Raw genomic sequence first — 19,501 nt, 5'->3', positions numbered from 1 at the left:
CAAAACTCATGTTTCGGTAGCCATTGCCGCAGGCTGTGCTTTACAGCCCCTCCAGTTCCGCCATCAGGTCATTCAACCGATCAACCTTCTCCTCGGTAATGTCGCTGGCCGCCAGTCCTTCGATGTACCCGGCCAGTTCCTCCACCGTGCTGCATTCGAACATCGCTCGCAGCGGCACGTCCCGTTGCAGGGCTTTCTGCACCCGCGAGGCAATCTGCGTGGCGAGCAGCGAGTGGCCGCCCAGTTCGAAGAAGTTGTCGCGTACCCCGACCTTCTCGACCTTCAGCACCTCGGCCCAGATATCGGCCAGGGTCTGTTCCAGATGGCTGCGTGGCGCCAGGTAATCCTGGCTTTGCAACTGGCCGATCTCCAGCGCCGGCAAGGCCTTGCGATCGAGTTTGCCGTTGGCGTTCAGCGGCAACCGGTCGAGCCACAACCAGTGCAGCGGCACCATGTATTCCGGCAGTTCCGCGCGCAGGCGCTGCTTGATTCGCTCCAGCCGTTCGCTTTGGTTCAGTGCAGAATCGGAGGCGACCAGATAGCCGACCAGATGCTTGCCATTGACGCCTTCCTGCACGCCGACCGCGCCGTCACGGACTTCCGGTTGCTCGTGCAGACGCGCCTCGATTTCACCCAGTTCGATCCGGTAACCGCGGATCTTCACCTGATGGTCGACCCGGCCGACGTACTCCAGCACCCCGTCACTGCGGCGGCGCGCCAGGTCGCCGGTGCGGTACAGACGCTCGCCCGGCGCACCGAACGGATTCGGCACAAACACCGGCGCGGTGCGCAGCGGATCGCTGACATAACCGCGACCGACCCCGGTGCCCGCCACACACAACTCACCCACCGCACCCAGCGGCACCAGCTCCAGCGCGCCATCGAGCAGGTACAGCAAATTGTTGTCGGTCGGCGTACCGATCGGCAGGTAACTGCCGCGAGTCGAGGCCATATCGACACGGAAGAACGCCACGTCGTCCGAGCACTCCGCCGGGCCATAGGCGTTGACCAGACCGATGTCCGGGTAGCGCAGCAGCCATTGGTGCGCCAGCTCCGGCGGCATTGCTTCACCGGTCGGCAACATCCAGCGCAGACCGTCGAGGCTCAGGCGATCGGAAGCGAGCATGCCCTGGATCAGCGACGGCACACTTTCCAGCACGGTGATGCCCTGCTGTTGCACATGCACCAGCAAGCCTTGCGGATCGTGGGCGATGGTGTTCGGCACGATGTCCACCCGCGCCCCGAACAGCGGCGCGGCGAGGAATTGCCAGACCGAAATGTCGAAACTTTGCGAAGCGGTCTGGGCGATCACATCGGCGTCGCTCAGGTTCAGGTACGGCACCTTGCTCAACTGGTTGTTGAGCATGCCGCGCTGCTCGACCATCACGCCTTTCGGCAACCCGGTGGAGCCCGAGGTGTAGATCACGTAGGCCAGATTGTCCGGGCCGCTGAAGATGCCCGGATTCGCCGACGATACCGCGCCGGCCTGAACCTCCTCCCACACCAGCAAGCGTGGGCGGTTGGCGCAGCTGAACTCATCCAGCAAGGTCGTCGCCTGTTCACGGCAAGCCTCGGTGCACACCAGCACCGGCGTGCGGCTGAGCTCGATGATCCGTTGCAGACGCTGGCTCGGCAGGCCCGGATCCAGCGGCAGGTAACCGGCACCGGCCTTGAAGCTGCCGATGATCATGCCCAGCAGATCCAGATTCCGTTCACCCAGCAACGCCACCGGTTGATCCATCTGCACTTCGGCCGCGACCAGTGCATGACCGAGACGGTTGGCGTTCCGGTTCAGCTCGGCATAGCTCAGTTGCTGATCGAGGCAACTGGCGGCGATGCGTTGCGGATGTTGCGCGACCTGCGCTTCGAACAGTTCGACGTAGCTCTGCTCCAGCGGATAGTCGTGCTCACTCTGGTTGCAGCCGTGGAGCAGGAATTCCTGCTCATCAAAGCCCAGCAGCGGCAGGTCGGCCATGTCGCCATGGAAGCCCTCGACCAGTGCCAGCAGCAGACGCTTGAACTCGCCAAGCATGCGCTCGATGGTCGACTCGTCGAAGTAACGCTGGTCGTAGGACAGATGCAGACCGAGGTCATCACCCGGGTAGCACACCGCCGTCAACGGGAAGTTGGTGTGGGTACGGCCCGAGTCCGAGGTCGCATTGAGGCTCTGCGCACGGTCCAGTACCGACACTTCCACCGGGGCGTTTTCGAACACGAACAGGCTGTCGAACAGTGGTTGGCCTTTCGGCAGTTCGCTCTGCTCCTGAATGTTCACCAGCGGCAGGTATTCGTACTCGCGCAGTTGCATGTTGCTGTCGAGCAGACCGCTCAACCACTGGCGCACGCTGACACGCTGATCGTCCGCCGGGATCTGCACCCGCAGCGCGATGCTGTTGATGAACAGGCCGACGGTGCGTTGCATCTCTGGCATTTCCACCGGGCGCCCGGCCACGGTCACGCCGAACAGCACGTCGCGATCACCGCTCATGCGGCGCAGCACCAGCGCCCACGCCGCCTGGGCGAAGGTGTTGATGGTCAGTTGATGGGCCTGGGCCAGCTCACGCAGACGGGCGCCGTCCTCGACACTCAGTCGCGTGTAGCGGTCGCCGACGATCATGCCGCCGCTTTCGCCGGCGTGTTCACGCAGGAACGGACGGTCACTCGGGATCGGCGTGGTGCGCTCGAACCCTTGCAGGTTCTGCTGCCACCACTGACGCGCTTCGGCCAGGCTCTGGCGTTGCAGCCAGCCGATGTAATCGCGGTAGCGCGGCGGCACCGCCAGTTGCGCTTCGCGACCTTCGCCGAGGGCGGTGTAGATCTCGAAGAAATCGTTCATCAGCAGCGAGCGGCACCAGGCATCGATGAGGATGTGGTGGTTGCTCATCATGAACCAGTAACGCGCCGCGCCGACCTTGATCAGGCGCAGGTGAAACGGTGCCTGATTGAGCAGATCGAACCCGGCCTCGCGTTCGGTCTTGAGCAGCGCTTGCAGTTTCGGCTCCTGCTCGGCGTCGGCGATGGCGCTCCAGTCCAGGTACTCGATCGGCGTGCGCCCCGGCGTATGAATCACTTGCAGCATGTCTTCGCCGACGTTCCAGCAGAACGAGGCACGCAGCGCTTCGTGACGGGCGACCACCGCTTGCCACGCCTGGGCGAAACGCTCGGGATCGAGTTCGCTGTTGATGCGGTAGCGATCCTGCATGTAGTACAGACCGGTGCCCGGTTCGAGCAAGGTGTGCAGCAGCATGCCTTCCTGCATCGGCGTCAGCGGGTACACGTCCTCAATGTGCGCCGCCGGCACCGGCAGTGCGTCGAGCTGCGCTTGGGTCAGATTTGCCAGCGGGAAGTCCGATGGCGTCAGGCCACCGGCCTCGTCCTGCAGGCAATGTTCGATCAGGCTCTGTAACTCGCCGACGTAGGCATCGGCCAAGTCGTTGATGGTCTGCGCGTCGTAGCGTTCGGCGCTGAAGGTCCAGCGCAGCAGCAACTCACCGCCGTACACCTGACTGTCAACACTCAACTCGTTCGGCAGCGGTGCGTGCGGATCGTGGGCGGCGCCGACCGATTCATCCAGCGGTCGGAACAGCGCGTCGCTGCCGAAGCTCTGGTCGAACTGGCCGAGGTAGTTAAACGTGATCGGCGCACTCGGCAACGTCGCCATGCTCTGACGGCTGGCGTCATCGGCCAGATAACGCAGCACGCCATAGCCCAGCCCCTTGTGCGGCACGGCGCGCAGTTGCTCCTTGATCGCCTTGATCGAAGCGCCCTGCCCCGCAGCCTCTTCGATATTGTGCGGGGTCAGGCGCAGCGGATAGGCGCTGGTGAACCAGCCGACGGTGCGGGTCAGGTCGATCTCGTCGAACAGGGTTTCGCGGCCGTGCCCTTCCAGTTGAATCAGCGCTGACGGCTGACCGCTCCAGCGGCACAGCACGCGGGCCAGCGCGGTCAGCAACAGGTCGTTGACCTGAGTGCGATAGGCGCTCGGTGCCTGTTGCAGCAGTTGCCTGGTGCGCTCGGCATCCAGTCGCACGCTGACGGTTTGCGCGTAACGATTCTCGCGACCGCCCTCAGGACGTTCGCACGGCAAATCGGCGCTCGGGCCAGCCAGTTGCGCTTGCCACCAGCTCAGTTCTTCACGCAGGGATTCGCTGCCGGCGTAAGCCTGCAAGCGCGCGGCCCAGTCCTTGAAGGCGCTGGTTTTCGCCGGCAGTTTCAGCGACTGATCGGTATCGAGCTGGCGGTACACGGTTTGCAGATCATCGAGCAGAACACGCCACGACACACCGTCGACCACCAGGTGATGAATCGCGACGAACAGCCGTTGCTGAGCGTCCGGCCCATCGACCAGCACCGCACGCAGCAGAGGCCCCTGTGCAAGGTCGAGACTGCGCTGGGCGTCGGCGAACAGCGCCGCGCACTTGTCCATTGACGGCACGCGAACCTGCCACAGCACGGCAGCATCGGACACCGGTTGATGCGCTGCTTGCCATGCGCCGTTGACCTCGGTGAAGCGCAGACGCAGGGCGTCATGCCGCTCGATCACCGCCAACAGCGCTTGCTCAAGACGATGCGGTTCCAGCGCCACAGTCGGCTCCAGCAGCAACGCCTGGTTCCAGTGCTGACGCTCGGGAGTCTCGGTGTCGAAGAACCAGTGCTGGATCGGTGTCAGACGCGATTCACCCGTTACCAGACCTTGCTCAGCGGTCACGGTCTCACTGCGACTGGCGACAGCCGCCAGGGTCTGCACGGTCTGATGCTGGAACAGATCACGCGGGCTGAAGTGAATGCCCTGCTGACGCGCGCGGCTGACCACTTGAATCGACAGGATCGAGTCGCCGCCCAGTTCGAAGAAGTTGTCGTTCAGACCGACCTGCTCGACGTTGAGCACTTCGCACCAGATCTGCGCCAGGGTTTGCTCAAGCTCGTTGCTCGGCGCCACGTAATCCTGACGATTGAGCTCCGGATCCGGTGCCGGCAAGGCGCGGCGATCGAGCTTGCCGTTGGCGGTCAGCGGCATGCTCGCCAGCAGAATCAGATGGGTCGGCACCATGTAATCCGGCAATTGCGTCTTCAGGTGCGCCTTCAGCGCGTCGCGCAGTTCGGCCTGCTCGGCTTCGCTTCGCGAAGCGACCTCGGTCACGAGATAGCCGACCAGTTGCTTCCCGCTCGGCGCATCCAGCGCCAGCACCACGGCTTCGCGGATCGAGTCGTGATCAAGCAGGCGGGTTTCGATCTCGCCCAGTTCGATCCGGAAACCACGGATCTTCACCTGATGGTCGATCCGCCCCAGGTATTCCACCAGACCGTCGGCGCGCTGGCGCACCAGGTCGCCGGTGCGGTACATGCGCCCGCCAGCGGCGGCAAACGGGTCGGCGACGAAACGTTCGGCCGTGATGCCCGCACGCTCGTGATAGCCCACCGCCAGACCGGCGCCGCCGACGAACAATTCACCGGTCGCGCCTTGCGGCACCAGCGCCAGATCGGCGTCGAGAATGTAGGCCACGCGATCACCGATCACGCTGCCGATCGGCACACTGCCGGCGCCCTCTTCCAGCACTTCTGGCGCGAGGCTGGCCAGCGGCATGACCACGGTTTCGGTCGGGCCGTAAGCGTTGAAGAACAGGCTCGGCTTGAATGTCGCGCGAATCCGCTGCAGGTGTTCGCCGGTCAGTGCTTCGCCGCCGGTGATGATCATCCGGACCGGCAAAACCTCGTTTTGCGTCGCGAGGAACTGCGCCAACTGGCTGCCGTAGCTCGGGGTGAAGCCGAGAATATTGATCCGGTGTTCACGGATCAGGCCGCAGATTTGTTCCGCGTCCCACTGACCTTGCGCACGCAGCACCACCTGCGCACCGCTGAGCAGCGGCACCAACAGGCGCTCGGTGGCGGCGTCGAAGTTGATCGAATAGAAATGCAGTTCGCAGTCGTCCGGACGCATGCCGAAGCGTTCGATCACCGCCTGGCAATGCATGGCGATTTCACCGTGGGACACCACCACGCCTTTCGGCTTGCCGGTGGAACCCGAGGTGTAAATCAGGTACGCCTGATGCTGCGGCAGGCTGATGAATGGCAGCTCAGAGGCCGGGTAATCGGCCAGCGCGACGCTGTCGTCTTCCAGGCACCAGCGCGCCACGTTCGGCGGCAGTTCGCCGAGGGCCTTGAACATTGCGCGGTCGCTGAGCAGCAGGCCGACGCCGCTGTCTTCGATCATGTAATGCAAACGGTCGAGCGGGTATTCCGGGTCCAGCGGCACATAGGCGCCGCCGGCCTTGAGGATCGCCAGCAGGCCGACGACCATTTCCAGCGAGCGCTCCAGCGCCAGACCGACCCGCACTTGCGGGCCGACACCGCGCTCACGCAGGGCCCAGGCCAGGCGATTGGCGCGAGCGTCGAGTTCGGCGTAGCTGAGGGTCTGCCCGGCGAAAGTCAGGGCCGGCGCATCTTTGCGCGCCAGCGCCTGCTCGGCGAACAGATGATGAATGCACTGGTCGAGACGACGCTCGCCCGGCTCGACACCAAGGCTGTCGAGCAATTGCTGTTGCTCAGGCGCATCGAGCAGTGGCAATTCGCTGAGGCGTTGCTGCGGGTCGGCGATCAGCGCTTCCAGCAGGTTGCGCCAGTGCCTGGCCATGCGCGCAATCGTCGGCTCGTCGAACAGATCGGTGCTGTAGGTCAGGCAGCAACCGAGGCGATGGTCGAGGTCGGTGACTTCCAGGTTGAGGTCGAACTTGGTCGCCCGCGCATCGTTGGCCAGGTACTCGACGGTCATCCCGGCGAGCATGCGACTCTGCTGGAATTCCCAGCGCTGCACGTTGCACATCACTTGGAACAACGGGTTGTAGGCGGCACTGCGCGGTGGCTGCAACGCTTCAACCAGATGATCGAACGGCAGGTCCTGATGGGACTGACCTTCGATCACGGTGTGGCGCACCTGCTCGAACAATTCGCCGACCGACATCTGGCCGTCGAGCTGGCAACGCAGCACCTGGGTGTTGAGGAACGCACCGATCAGGCCTTCGCTTTCCGGGCGGATCCGGTTGGCCACCGGCGCACCGATCCGCAGATCGGTCTGGCCGCTGTAGCGGTAAAGCAAGGTCGCGAGTGCAGCAGTCATGGTCATGAACAGGGTCAGACCGTTCTGCGCGTTGAACGCCCGAACGCGCGCGGCGAGATCGTCGCTGAGGTCGAAACGGAACAGCTCGCCCTGATGACTTTGCACCGGCGGACGCGGGCGGTCACCCGGCAATTCCAACAGTGGATGTTCGCGGCCCAGTTGTTCGGTCCAGTAATCGAGCTGACGCTGACGCTCGCCGGACTCCAGCCAGTTGCGCTGCCAGACGCTGTAGTCGAGGTACTGCACCGGCAACGGTTCCAGCGGCGATTCGCGATCATCGACGAACGCTTCATAAAGCGCGCTGAGTTCCCGGGCGAAGATGTCCATCGCCCAGCCTTCGGTGACGATGTGGTGCAGGGTCAGGACGAAGTAATGCTCCTGCTCGGCGGTCTTGACCAGGCAGGCGCGCAGCAGCGGGCCGGTCTCGAGATCGAACGGCAGGTGCGCTTCATCGTCGGCCAGTTGCTGGACCTTCTGCTCGCGCACATCGGCGGCGAATTTCGAGAAATCCTTCCAGTCCATACGCACGCCGGTCTCGGCATGCACCTGCTGACGGGCCACGCCGTCGACGCTCGGGAACGTGGTACGCAGGGTTTCGTGACGCAGGATCAGCGCTTGCAGCGCGGCCTCGAAACGCCCGACATCCAGCACGCCACGCAGGCGCGCCATACCGCCGACGTTGTACGCCGGGCTGTCCGGCTCCATCTGCCAGAGGAACCACATGCGCTGCTGCGAATAGGACAGCGGCACCGGTTTGCTGCGATCAACCTTGTCGATCGGCGGCTGCTTGTTGGTGCGGCCGCTGGCCTGGATCTGAAGGATCTGCTCGGCGAAATCACCCAGTTCGCTGTGTTCGAACAAGGCACGCAACGGCAGCTCGACGTCACAGGCCTGACGGGTGCGGGAAATGATTTGCGTGGCCAGCAGCGAGTGACCGCCGAGGGCGAAGAAGTCGTCGCGCAGGCCGACCTGTTTCAGGCCCAGCACTTCGCGCCAGATCGCGGCGATCTGTTGTTCCAGCTCGGTGACCGGCTCGACGTGTTCGCGCACCTGCCATTGCGGCTCGGGCAAGGCGCGGCGGTCGAGTTTGCCGCTCGGGCTCAGGGGCATGGCGTCCAGGCGCATAAGTTGCGCCGGGACCATGTATTCCGGCAGCTCGGCGGCCAGTGCGGTTTTCAGGCGAGCGATTTGCCCGTCTTGATCTTCACTGGTGTCGGTGGCGGTGAAGTAGCCGATCAGTTGCGGGCCGGCGACGGTTTCGCGCACCAGCACGGCGACCTGCGCCACGCCGTCCTGAGCCAGCAGACGGGCTTCGATTTCTTCCGGCTCGACGCGGAAACCACGCAGTTTGACCTGCTGATCGAGACGGCCGAGGTATTCGATCACGCCATCGTGGGTCCAGCGTGCGCGGTCACCGGTGCGGTACAGACGCGCGCCCTGCTCGCCCAGCGGATCGACCACGAAACGCTCCGCCGTCAGCGCCGGACGGCCGAGGTAACCCCGGGCCAGGCCGATGCCGCTGATGCACAGTTCACCCGGCACACCGGCCGGCACAGGATTGAGATCGCTATCGAGCACCCGGCAGACCACGTTGCCCAGCGGACGACCAATCGGCGAACGCTCGCCATCCGCCACGCTGCAATGCCAGTGGGTGACATTGATCGCGGTTTCGGTCGGGCCGTAACGGTTGTGCAGTTGCACCGCCGGCAGTTGCGCCAACACGCGGTTGCGCAGTTCCGCCGGCAGCGCTTCACCGCCGGAGAAAACCCGGCGCAGGCTGGTGCATTCGCCGCTCAGTGGTTCATCGATAAACAGCGAAAGCAGCGGCGGCACGAAGTGCAGCGTGGTCACGCCGTATTGCTGAACCAACTGCGCGATGCGATGCGGATCGCGGTGTTCACCGGGGCCGGCGATCAGCAGGCGCGCGCCGGTGATCAGCGGCCAAAAGCACTCCCACACCGACACGTCGAAACTGATCGGCGCCTTTTGCATCAGCACATCGGTTTCATTCAGGCGATAAGTGTTCTGCATCCATTGCAGACGCTCGGCCAACGCCGCATGCGTGTTGCCCACACCTTTCGGCTGGCCGGTGGAGCCGGAGGTGTAAATCACGTAGGCGAGATTGTCGCCGTGCAGGTGCAGGCCCGGTGCCTGGCTCGGCCAGTTTTCCAGGTGCAGGGTGTCCATGGCGATCACGCTGACGCCTTCGCTGGCCGGCAAGCGGTCGAGCAATGCCGTCTGGGTCAGCAACAGTTCGGCGCCGCTGTCGCTGAGCATGTAGGCCAGGCGTTCTGCCGGGTAATCCGGGTCCAGCGGCACGTAGGCGCCACCAGCCTTGATGATCGCCAGCAGACCGATCAACAGTTGCGGCGAACGCTCGGCGGCGATGGCCACGCAGACGTCCGGGCCGACGCCCTTGTCGCGCAGGTAATGGGCCAGACGGTTGGCCTGCGCGTGCAGTTCGGCGAAGTCCAGGCTGCCGCCGTCCCACACCAATGCCGTGCGATCCGGGGTCTGACGGGCCTGTTCATTCAGCAGTTCCGGCAGCCATTGTTGCGCCGGGGTGCACGGGGCAATGCTCCACGCGTTTTGCTGAGTGTATTCAGTGGCGGTCAGCAATGGCAGGTCGCCGATGGCTTGGTCCGGACCTTCGCAGACTGCACGCAACAGGTTGCTGAAATGCTCGGCGAGGCGCTCGATGGTTGCGGCGTCGAACAGCTCATCGGCATAGTCGAAGGACAGCGTCAGGCGACCGTTACGGTCTTCTTCACTGTGCAGTTGCAGATCGAACTTGGCCTCGCGGCTGTGCCACGGCAGTTCTTCGGCGAGCAGGCCCGGCAGGCGTTTGAGCGCACTCAGGTCGCGCTGCTGGTGGTTGAACATGACCTGGAACAGGCCTTGTTCGCGGGCCTGCGGGAAGGCTTCGAGCAGTTGTTCGAACGGCAGGTCCTGATTCGCCTGAGCACCGAGTGCCGCCTGACGGGTTTGCGCCAGCAGTTCGGTGAATGGCAGACGCGAATCGACGTCGGCGCGCAGCACCTGGGTGTTGATGAAGAAGCCGATCAGGCCCTGGGTTTCCAGGCGCGGACGGTTGGCGTTGGGCACACCGATGCGGATGTCGCGCTGGCCGCTGTAGCGATGCAACAGGCTCTGGAACGCCGAGAGCAGCAGCATGAATGGCGTGGACTGATAAGCCTGGGCTGTCTGACGAATGGCGTCGCTGAGGCTGATCCCCAGACGAACGCTGTGGCGTGCGGCGCTGTGAATTTGTTTGGCAGAACGCGGATGGTCGGTCGCCAGTTCCAGGGTCGGATGCTCATCGCCCAACTGCGCTTTCCAGTACGCCAGTTGCCGTTCGCCCTCGCCCTGCGCCAGCCATTGGCGCTGCCAGCTGCCGTAGTCGGCGTACTGGGTTGGCAGCGGCGCCAGTTCGGCACGCTGGCCTTGGGAAGCGGCGGCGTACAGGCGCGAAAACTCGTCGATGAAAACGTTCAGCGACCAGCCGTCGGCGATGATGTGGTGCAGGGTCACCAGCAACTGGTGATCTTCATCGTCGAGGCGAACCAGCGTCACCCACAGCAGCGGGCCCTTCTCCAGGTCGAATTGGGTGCGGGCTTCGTCCTCGCGGATCTGTAGTGCGCGGGCTTCACGTTCGGCGACGGCCAGGTCGCTGATGTCGATCAGTTGCAGGTTGAATTCGCCCGCTGCTTCAACCTGTTGCAGGGCCACGCCGTCGCGTTCGAAGAAGCGCGTGCGCAGGGATTCGTGGCGTTCGATCAGTTGCTGGAAACTGGCGCGCAGGGCGTCTTCGTCCAGTTCGCCGCGCAGGCGCAGGGCACCGGGGATGTTGTAGGCGCTGCTCTGCGGATCGAGCTGCCAAGTGATCCACAGTCGGTTTTGCGCCAGGGATTGCGGCAAGGCTTCGTTGCGCGACAGTGCGGTGATTTCGCCTTGGGTGCTGCCGCCGTCCTGTTGCTGTTGTGCCACCACAGCGGCGAATGCGGACAGGGTCGGTGCTTCGAACAGCAGGCGCAGGTTCAGCTCCAGGCTCAGTTCTTCGCGGATCTTGGCGATCACCTGGGCGGCGGCGATCGAGTTGCCGCCGAGCAGGAAGAAATGATCGTCGGCCTTGACCTGTTTGACGTTGAGTTGCTCGGCCCAGACTTTGCCGATCAGCGCTTCCAGTTCAGAGGCGGATGGCGTCGAGTCCAGAGCGATTTCCGCAGTGGCCGACGGGAACACCGCGTAGCTGTCGAGGCTGCCGTCGGCCAGACGATTGCGGCAGGCCGAACGTTGCAGCTTGCCGCTGGAAGTCTTCGGCAATGCGCCCGGATTGAGCAGCACCACCACGCTCGGTGCTTCCTGATACGCCTCGGCCACCGCTTGGCGAATGGCTTTGATCAGCGCTTCGGGCGGCAGGATTTTCTGCACGCTGCGGCTGATTTCCGCCGCGATGCCGATGCCCTCCTCGCCATTCTGATTGACCGCAAACGCCGCAACGCGGCCCTTTCGCACCACTTCCACTTCGTTCTCGACGGTCTTTTCGAGATCCTGCGGATAGAGGTTGTGACCGCGCACGATCAGCATGTCTTTCAGGCGACCGGTGATGAACAGTTCGCCTTCGCGGATGAAACCCAGGTCACCGGTGCGCAGCCAGGTCTGGCCGGCGTGCTGGACGAAAGTCTTGGCGCTGGCCTCGGGGTTGCGCCAGTAGCCGAGGGCGATGCTCGGGCCGGCGGCCCAGACTTCACCCACTGCGTTGTCGGCCAGTTCTTCGAGGGTGTTAGGTTCGACGATCAGCACTGCATGTTCCGGCTGACTGATGCCGCAGCTCATGATCGGGCTGCCCTCGCCCGCTTCGGCGCGGTTCTGTGCGAGGGCTTGATCGTCGACGCGCAGTGCAGGAATCCCTTTGCCACGCGGTGTGCCGGCGACGAACAGGGTCGCTTCGGCCAGACCGTAGGACGCCATGAAGCTGCTTTCGCTGAAACCGCATGCGGTGAATTTCTCCGCGAAGCGTTCGAGGGTGTCGAGACGGATCGGCTCGGAGCCGGAATAGGCCACGCGCCAACGGCTCAGGTCGAGACGCTCCAGCGCCGATTCACTGACTCGTTCGCTGCACAAACGGTAGGCGAAGTCCGGCCCGCCGCTGATGGTGCCGCCATACTGGCTGATCGCTTCAAGCCAGCGCAACGGCCGGCCGAGGAAGTACGCCGGCGACATCAGGATGCACGGCACGCCACTGAAGATCGGTTGCAGCAGACCGCCGATCAGGCCCATGTCGTGGTACAGCGGCAGCCAGCTGACGATCACGTCATCGGGGTTTACGTCGATACCGAAACCGTGGCGGATCAGCAGTTCGTTGGCCACCAGATTGCCGTGGCTGACCTGCACACCTTTGGGCAGCGCGGTGGAGCCGGACGTGTATTGCAGGAAGGCGATATGGTCTGTCGGCAGGGCCGGCTCGACCCAGCGTTCGGCCAGCGAAGCATCGAGGGTGTCAACGCACAACAGCGGCGGCGCGCCTTCGATTTGCTGCAGGGCGTCGCGCAGGTCGGCGCTGGTCAGCAGCAGGCGCGGCTCGGCGTCGGCGATGATCGACAGCAGGCGTTCCTGATGGTGACGCTTGGCCGATTCCGGCGGATAGGCTGGCACCGCGATCACCCCCGCATACAGGCAACCGAAGAACGCCGCGACGTAATCCGGGCCGCTGGGAAACAGCAACACCGCGCGATCACCGAATCCGGCCTCGGCCTGCAACGCGGCGGCGATGGTGCGCGCACGCTGATCGAGTTCGCGATAACTGAGCACCACAGCCTGCTCCTCGGTTTCGGCGAGAAAGCGCAAGGCCAGCCGATCCGGCGTCAGGGCCGAACGGCGCTGAAGGGCTTGGACCAGGGTGCTGGGGAGTTCGAACGCGTCGGTCATGAGGTTTCCTGCCTGAATTCGGCTTGCTGGTGGAATCGGGTTGGCTGCGGCATGCCCATGCAAGGCATGCGGGACACGGTCTTCGCCGACCGTGCAAGGCACTGGAATGCGGTAGGTCCGGGGCTGCGCACCCGGATCCATTCACCAATGAGAACGGATGACGTCTTGAAATAATTAGTCGGCAGGCTGGATCGCCAACGGGGCTGGGCGCTTGGGCGAGTGCGATGGATCATTAGTTCTCTTTCTCAATTGACAATCATTATCATTCAACATAATTTGTCGCTCGATGTGTAGGACGGCCCCGCCCCCAGGCGTCCCACTAACCTATTGGCAGCAAGGTGATTTCCATGACGGAACAAGTATCCACAAGCAGGTGCGATTCACCGCTACTTCAGGCATTCGTCGACAATCGACTGATTCTGGTCAAGATTGCAGCCCGCATTACCGGCTGCCGGTCACGCGCCGAAGATGTGGTGCAGGATGCGTTCTTCCGACTGCAATCGGCACCGCCGATCACGTCGTCGATCAAGGCCCAGCTGAGTTATCTGTTCCAGATCGTGCGCAACCTGGCGATCGATCACTACCGCAAACAGGCGCTGGAGCAGAAGTACGCCGGCCCCGAGGAGGAAGGGTTGAACGTGGTCATTCAGGGCGCTTCGCCGGAAACCTCACACATCAACTTTTCGACCCTGGAACACATTGCCGACGCGCTGACCGAGCTGCCAGTTCGCACCCGCTACGCCTTCGAGATGTACCGCCTGCACGGCGTGCCGCAGAAGGACATTGCCAAGGAACTCGGCGTTTCGCCGACCCTGGTCAACTTCATGATTCGCGATGCGCTGGTGCATTGCCGCAAGGTGTCGAGCAGTCGCGCTGATGCAGTGACCGCAAACCGTCGCTGATAAAAATCGGCCGCAAAAAAAAGATCGCAGCCTTCGTCGAAGCGCTGCGATCTTTTTCGTTTTCAGCGCAATGTCACACCAGCGTGCACCGGTCGAAGAACCGTTCGCGCCCAAGAATCATCAGCGCCGCGCGTTTGTGCGGGAAGTCGAATTCCTTCTCGCAGTGGAAGCACTGGTTGTGCATGTGGCCAATCATTTTCGCGTTGTCGGCACGGGGTTCGGCGACCACCCGCTGCGTGCGCGGATCATCCAGGAACAGGTAGTGCACCAGCGCCGACAGCCAGCTCGCCACCTTGTGCGGGCCGCGATGATCTTCTTCCCCGACCAGCATGTGAATGCCGCGATCGTAATTGTCGGCATCGTAGAACGGCGCGATGCGATCTTCCTTGGCCCAGTAGGCTTCGAAATAGGCAAACGGCTGATCATCGAAACAACCGATCAGGGTCAGCGTGTGCGGATCGGCGTCGAGTTTGCTCAGGTACTCGCGATGCTGTTCGAGGCTGCCCTCTTCCTGCCAGAAACTGGCGACTCGCGGGCTGTTCTGCCAGCGATTGAAACGCGCCAGATCCTGCTCGATCTCCACCGTTCGCAGGGAAATCCAGGCACCGAGGCGCGCATCGAAACGCCGATAAACCTCACCACGCGGTTTCACCGGTCGCAGCGGATGACGCTTGCCGTTGCTGATGACCATCTGCTGCGGATAGCTGCCGGTCAGCGAGGCCCCCAGCCACGGTTGCGGCAGTTGCCAGAACAGCGTGCGCTCGCAGCGATATTCGCCCGCCACTTCAGTGCTCACCAGCAAGCCGCTGAGCAAGGCTTCGGTCGGCGCCTGGTCCAGTTGCCAGATCAATTGCTGACGCGCCGGCTCCCGGGCAAACAGCCAATAACAGGCTGCCCACAGCGCCTGGCCGGGTGGCAGCGCGTAGCGTTCATCGATCTGGATCGGCCCCTGACCTTCACGATCGAGGCGCAGGCGAATCAGCGGTTGCCCGTCCAGGCTCAGGCTCAGACGGCTTTCGGTGGCATCGGCTACCAGTTGGCTGCCCGAAGGCAGGGCCAGGGCAGTCAGGTCATTCAGATTGGACATGGGTCGGGCTCACGATAATCGTCGACAGTTCAACGATGGGACGTGAGCCGGGGCGGGAAATTTAGGCCGGACGCGAAAAACCGCAGCTCATTGATGCGGCACCGGCACCACCGCAATCTTGTACGGATCGAAGATCTTCAGCATCTGCCCGTTGTCGCGCAGGCCTTGCAGCAGCTTGCCGAAGGCTTCACCGGTGATCGGAGCCTTCGGACTGAGAATCGCGTAATGGTGGTAGATCTGGTCGATGCGCTGGGACACCAGCAACTCGTCGCGCACCTTTTCGTTGCGCAGCAGGTAATCGAACAGGTACGAGCGGGTCACCAGCGCAATGTCTGCGCGCCCGCGCAAGACCATCAGCAGGTTGCTGTCGTGGGAATAGGTCAGCGTGGCGCTGTAAGTTTCGGCGAGGTACTTGGGATCGGCATTGAAGTTGGCAAATTCGTAGTGATAGCCGCTGTACAGCGCCAGCCGTTTGCCCTTGAGATCGGCGAAGTAATTCTGCTGGCGACCGGGCTTGTTCTGCGCGACGAAAATCTCTGCGTCCTCAAGCCCCATGTCGACGGTGATGTGGGGAATGTCTTTCCAGCCCCACTCAGGGTTTTCGAAGATCGCCATGTCAGTGCGGCTGTCCTTGAAATCGCCGAACCGGCGAGGAATCGAGGTGGGCACCAGTTCGAAGCGATAGTCGCTCTGGGCGCTGTTCAAAGCCGCGACCAACTCGGGCAGCAGGCCGGTGTCGGCGCCATTTTCCGGGCGAATGGTGTAGGGCGGAAAATGCGCCGCGCCCACTCGAACCACCTGCGCCGCCGGAGCGGGCAATACCCATAGTGCAGCCAGCGCTGCGAGCATCAGCCCGGCGGCCGTCCGAATTGGCGAAGACTTCAAAACACCCCACTCCCCGAAAAAGTACCGATCATTGCATTCAAGCTAGGCGGTTTCGCCAAGTTAGCCAGTTTCCCGGCCCGATAGAAAGCGCCTAGCGCTCTTCGAGCACCAGAATCAGCGCTTCTTCGGCCAGTTGATCCAGGCTCAGGCTGCCGCCGGCACGGAACCAGGTGGTGGTCCAGGACAGCGCACCCGTGAGAAAACGTCGGGTAATGAACACGTCACCACGGATGAACCCCGCCTCCTTGGCCTCGCCCAGCACTTGCAGCCAGAGGTCTTCGTAGATGTCGCGCAGCGCCAGCACTTTGGCCTGGCCGTCTTCGGACAGCGAGCGCCATTCATACACCAGCACCGCCATCGCCTCGCCGCTGCCGCCCATGATCGACTGCAATTCGCAGCGAATCAGCGCCAGCACCCGCTCGCGCACATCGACGGCATCGGCAAGGGCCGCACGCATCAGCGCAGTGTTGTAGCGGATGGTTTCTTCCATCACCGCCCGCAGGATTTCATCCTTGCTCTTGAAGTGATGAAAGATGCTGCCGGATTGAATTCCCACGGCACCGGCCAGATCGCGCACCGTCGTGCGCTCGTAGCCTTTGTTGCGGAACAGGTGGGCCGCCACTTGCAGCAGTTTGCCGCGAGCGCTGTCCGGATCGGTCAACTGGCCGGCATCGACCAGTTCACGCATGACCCTCAGGGCTTTTTGCTCGTCCACCCGTTCTCTCCTACAGTCGTTCAGTCAAATGCGCCGTACGCCGCAGAAACGGCGGGGTTGCGCGGGCAATTTAAGCCGCCGGCGGTGACCAAGCAAGCGCTTGGGCAGAAGATAATTTCAAGCGTTTACAAACCAAGCGCTTGCTTGGTAGTCTCGATGCACTTCTGTCACAGGTTCCTGAGTCGGAGATCAAAATGCCCACCACGGTTCGCATCGGATGCGCCAGCGCATTCTGGGGAGACACCTCCACCGCTGCCGCGCAGCTCGTGGCCGGAGGACAGCTGGATTATCTGGTCTTCGACTACCTCGCCGAAATCACCATGTCGATCATGGCCGGCGCCCGCATGAAGGATCCGCAGGCCGGGTTCGCCGGCGATTTCATCGAAGTCCTCGCGCCCCTGCTGCCGCAACTGGCCGAACAGAACATTCGCGTCATCAGCAATGCCGGCGGGGTCAATCCAAAGGCCTGCGCCGCCGCGCTGCAAGCGGCCTGCGACAAGGCTGGCGTGGTGCTGAAGATCGCCGTGCTTCTAGGCGATGACCTGCAACCCCAGTTCAAACAACTCGCCACCCAAGGCATCACGGAAATGTTCAGCGGCGCCCCGCTGCCGCCGATGTGCGTGTCGACCAACGCTTACCTCGGCGCGCCGGGCATTGTCGAAGCACTGCGCCTGGGCGCCGACATCGTCATCACCGGCCGGGTGGTCGACAGTGCAGTGGTCAGCGCCGCGCTGGTGCATGAATTCGACTGGTCGTGGCACGACTACGACAAACTCGCGCAAGCCGCCCTGGCCGGGCACATCATCGAATGTGGCGCGCAGTGCACCGGCGGTAATTTCACCGACTGGCGCGACGTGCCGGACTACGAACACATCGGTTTCCCGATCGTCGAGGTCAGCGCCGACGGCCAGTTCATCGTCAGCAAACCCGAGGGCTCCGGTGGACTGGTCACGCCGCTGACGGTCGGCGAACAGATGCTCTACGAAATCGGTGATCCGCAGGCTTATCTGCTACCCGATGTGGTCTGCGATTTCAGCCACGTAAAACTCCAGCAACAAGGCAAGAACGCCGTCCGGGTCCACGGCGCCAAAGGCCTGCCGCCCAGCGACCAATACAAGGTCAGCGCAACATATCCGGACGGTTTCCGTTGCACCGCCAGTTGCCTGATCGCCGGCATCGATGCCGTGGAAAAAGCCCGGCGCGTCAGCCAGGCGATCCTCGACAAGACCTCGGAAATGCTCGACCAGAAAGGATTGGGGCCCTACACCGAAACCCACGTCGAACTGCTCGGCAGCGAAGCCACCTACGGCCCTCACGGTCAGCGCCGGGACAGTCGTGAAGTGGTGATCAAACTCGCCGTGCGTCACCCGAACAAACAAGCCTTGATCCTGTTCTCCCGGGAGATCGCACAGGCCGCCACCGGCATGGCGCCGGGCCTGACCGGTATCGTCGGCGGGCGGCCGACGGTGTATCCGCTGATCCGGCTGTTCTCGTTCCTGATCGACAAAAGCGCCTGCACATTGCAAATCGACATCGCCGGCGAATCTCACCCGTTCGCCCTCCCCGCCCCCACCGCCCTCGACAGTCAGGATCTGCCCCTGCCCCATGAAACGCCCAAACCCCAGGGCCGCGCCGACGCGAGCGTGCCATTGGTGAAACTGGCCGTGGCGCGCTCCGGCGACAAGGGCAATCACAGCAACATCGGCGTCATGCCGCGCCGTCCCGAATACCTGCCGTGGATCGCCGAGGCGCTGACCCCGGCGGTGGTCGTCGACTGGATGAACCATGTCCTCGATCCGATTCACGGCCGGGTCGAACGCTGGTATCTGCCGGGCACCCACAGCCTCAACTTCCTGCTGGAAAACGCCCTTTGTGGCGGCGGCGTGGCGAGCCTGCGCATCGACCCGCAAGGCAAGGCCTTCGCCCAACAACTACTGGAAATCCAGATCCCGGTGCCGCAGAGCATCGCCGAACAGTTCGACTAGAGGATTGGCAGCATGGCGTTCGAATCGATTTTCAGGGCTGACCTGTTCAGCGGCCGGACCGTCATCGTCACCGGGGGCGGCAGTGGCATCGGGCGTTGCACCGCCCATGAACTGGCGGCGCTCGGGGCCAACGTGGTGCTGGTCGGACGCAAGCCGGAAAAGCTGCAGACCGTCGCCGCCGAAATCGCCGAGGATGGCGGTCGCGCCCACTGGAAGGCCTGCGATATCCGTGACGAAGAAGCGGTGAAGGCGCTGGTCAGCGAACTGATCCGTGAACACGGGCCGATCCACGGGCTGGTCAACAATGCCGGCGGCCAGTACCCCTCGCCCCTGGCCTCGATCAATCAGAAAGGTTTCGAAACCGTGCTGCGGACCAATCTGGTCGGCGGTTTCCTGATGGCCCGCGAAGTGTTCAACCAGTCGATGAGCAAACACGGCGGCAGCATCGTCAACATGCTCGCCGACATGTGGGGCGGCATGCCCGGCATGGGCCACTCCGGCGCCGCGCGCTCGGGCATGGACAACTTCACCAAGACGGCGGCGTTCGAATGGGGTTATGCCGGCGTTCGAGTGAATGCGGTAGCCCCGGGGTGGATCGCTTCCAGCGGCATGGACACCTATGAAGGCGCGTTCAAAGCGGTGATCCCGACCTTGCGCGAACACGTGCCGCTCAAGCGCATCGGCACCGAATCGGAGGTCAGCGCGGCGATCGTGTTTCTGCTCAGCCCGGCTGCCGCGTTCATCAGCGGCAGCACCTTGCGCATCGACGGCGCGGCCAGTCTGGGCAGTCGCGCCTGGCCTTTGCACAAGGCGGCCCACAGCGAATCGTTCAACGGTTTTCACCGGGCCTATATGCCGGATGTCTTGAAGGACAAGGAGTAAGCC

The 19,501-nt window shown here is 63.3% G+C and carries 7 protein-coding genes; 3 read left to right on the top strand and 4 right to left on the bottom strand.

What is annotated here, in order from left to right:
• Positions 1-40: 40 nt before the first annotated feature.
• Positions 41-13,042 carry a non-ribosomal peptide synthetase gene (locus CAG25_RS16510; RefSeq protein ID WP_085612238.1) on the bottom strand — a complete coding sequence of 4,334 codons (13,002 nt, stop codon included), beginning with the start codon at positions 13,040-13,042 and terminating at the stop codon, positions 41-43.
• 347 nt (positions 13,043-13,389) lie between these two features.
• On the opposite strand from CAG25_RS16510, the gene CAG25_RS16505 reads away from it, so the two are divergent.
• Positions 13,390-13,944 carry an RNA polymerase factor sigma-70 gene (locus tag CAG25_RS16505; RefSeq protein ID WP_011335256.1) on the top strand — a complete coding sequence of 185 codons (555 nt, stop codon included), beginning with the start codon at positions 13,390-13,392 and terminating at the stop codon, positions 13,942-13,944.
• 73 nt (positions 13,945-14,017) lie between these two features.
• On the opposite strand, the gene CAG25_RS16500 is transcribed toward CAG25_RS16505, so the two are convergent.
• The 3 genes from CAG25_RS16500 to CAG25_RS16490 all read right to left on the bottom strand — a co-directional run bounded on the left by CAG25_RS16500 (position 14,018) and on the right by CAG25_RS16490 (position 16,631).
• On the bottom strand, positions 14,018-15,031 hold the full coding sequence (locus tag CAG25_RS16500; protein WP_064598244.1) for a GNAT family N-acetyltransferase: 1,014 nt from the start codon (positions 15,029-15,031) through the stop codon (positions 14,018-14,020).
• 87 nt (positions 15,032-15,118) lie between these two features.
• On the bottom strand, positions 15,119-15,916 hold the full coding sequence (locus CAG25_RS16495; RefSeq protein ID WP_064598245.1) for an ABC transporter substrate-binding protein: 798 nt from the start codon (positions 15,914-15,916) through the stop codon (positions 15,119-15,121).
• 91 nt (positions 15,917-16,007) lie between these two features.
• Positions 16,008-16,631, bottom strand: a complete 624-nt coding sequence (locus tag CAG25_RS16490; protein WP_085612237.1) for a TetR/AcrR family transcriptional regulator — start codon at positions 16,629-16,631, stop codon at positions 16,008-16,010.
• Between the two features lie 194 nt (positions 16,632-16,825).
• Between CAG25_RS16490 and CAG25_RS16485 the strand changes: the two genes are divergently transcribed.
• Positions 16,826-18,616: an acyclic terpene utilization AtuA family protein gene (locus CAG25_RS16485; protein ID WP_085612236.1), complete on the top strand. Its 1,791-nt coding sequence runs from the start codon at positions 16,826-16,828 to the stop codon at positions 18,614-18,616.
• A gap of 12 nt (positions 18,617-18,628) precedes the next feature.
• The gene (locus CAG25_RS16480) at positions 18,629-19,498 is read left to right on the top strand and encodes an SDR family oxidoreductase (protein ID WP_085612235.1); all 870 of its coding nucleotides are present in this window, start codon (positions 18,629-18,631) and stop codon (positions 19,496-19,498) included.
• Positions 19,499-19,501: the final 3 nt, after the last annotated feature.

The sequence above is a fragment of the Pseudomonas sp. B16(2017) genome (genome assembly GCF_002113205.1).
GTDB classification, from domain to species: Bacteria; Pseudomonadota; Gammaproteobacteria; order Pseudomonadales; family Pseudomonadaceae; genus Aquipseudomonas; species Aquipseudomonas pharyngis.
Note: the sequence above shows the minus strand (reverse complement) of the source record. Positions and strands in the feature narration are given on the sequence as shown.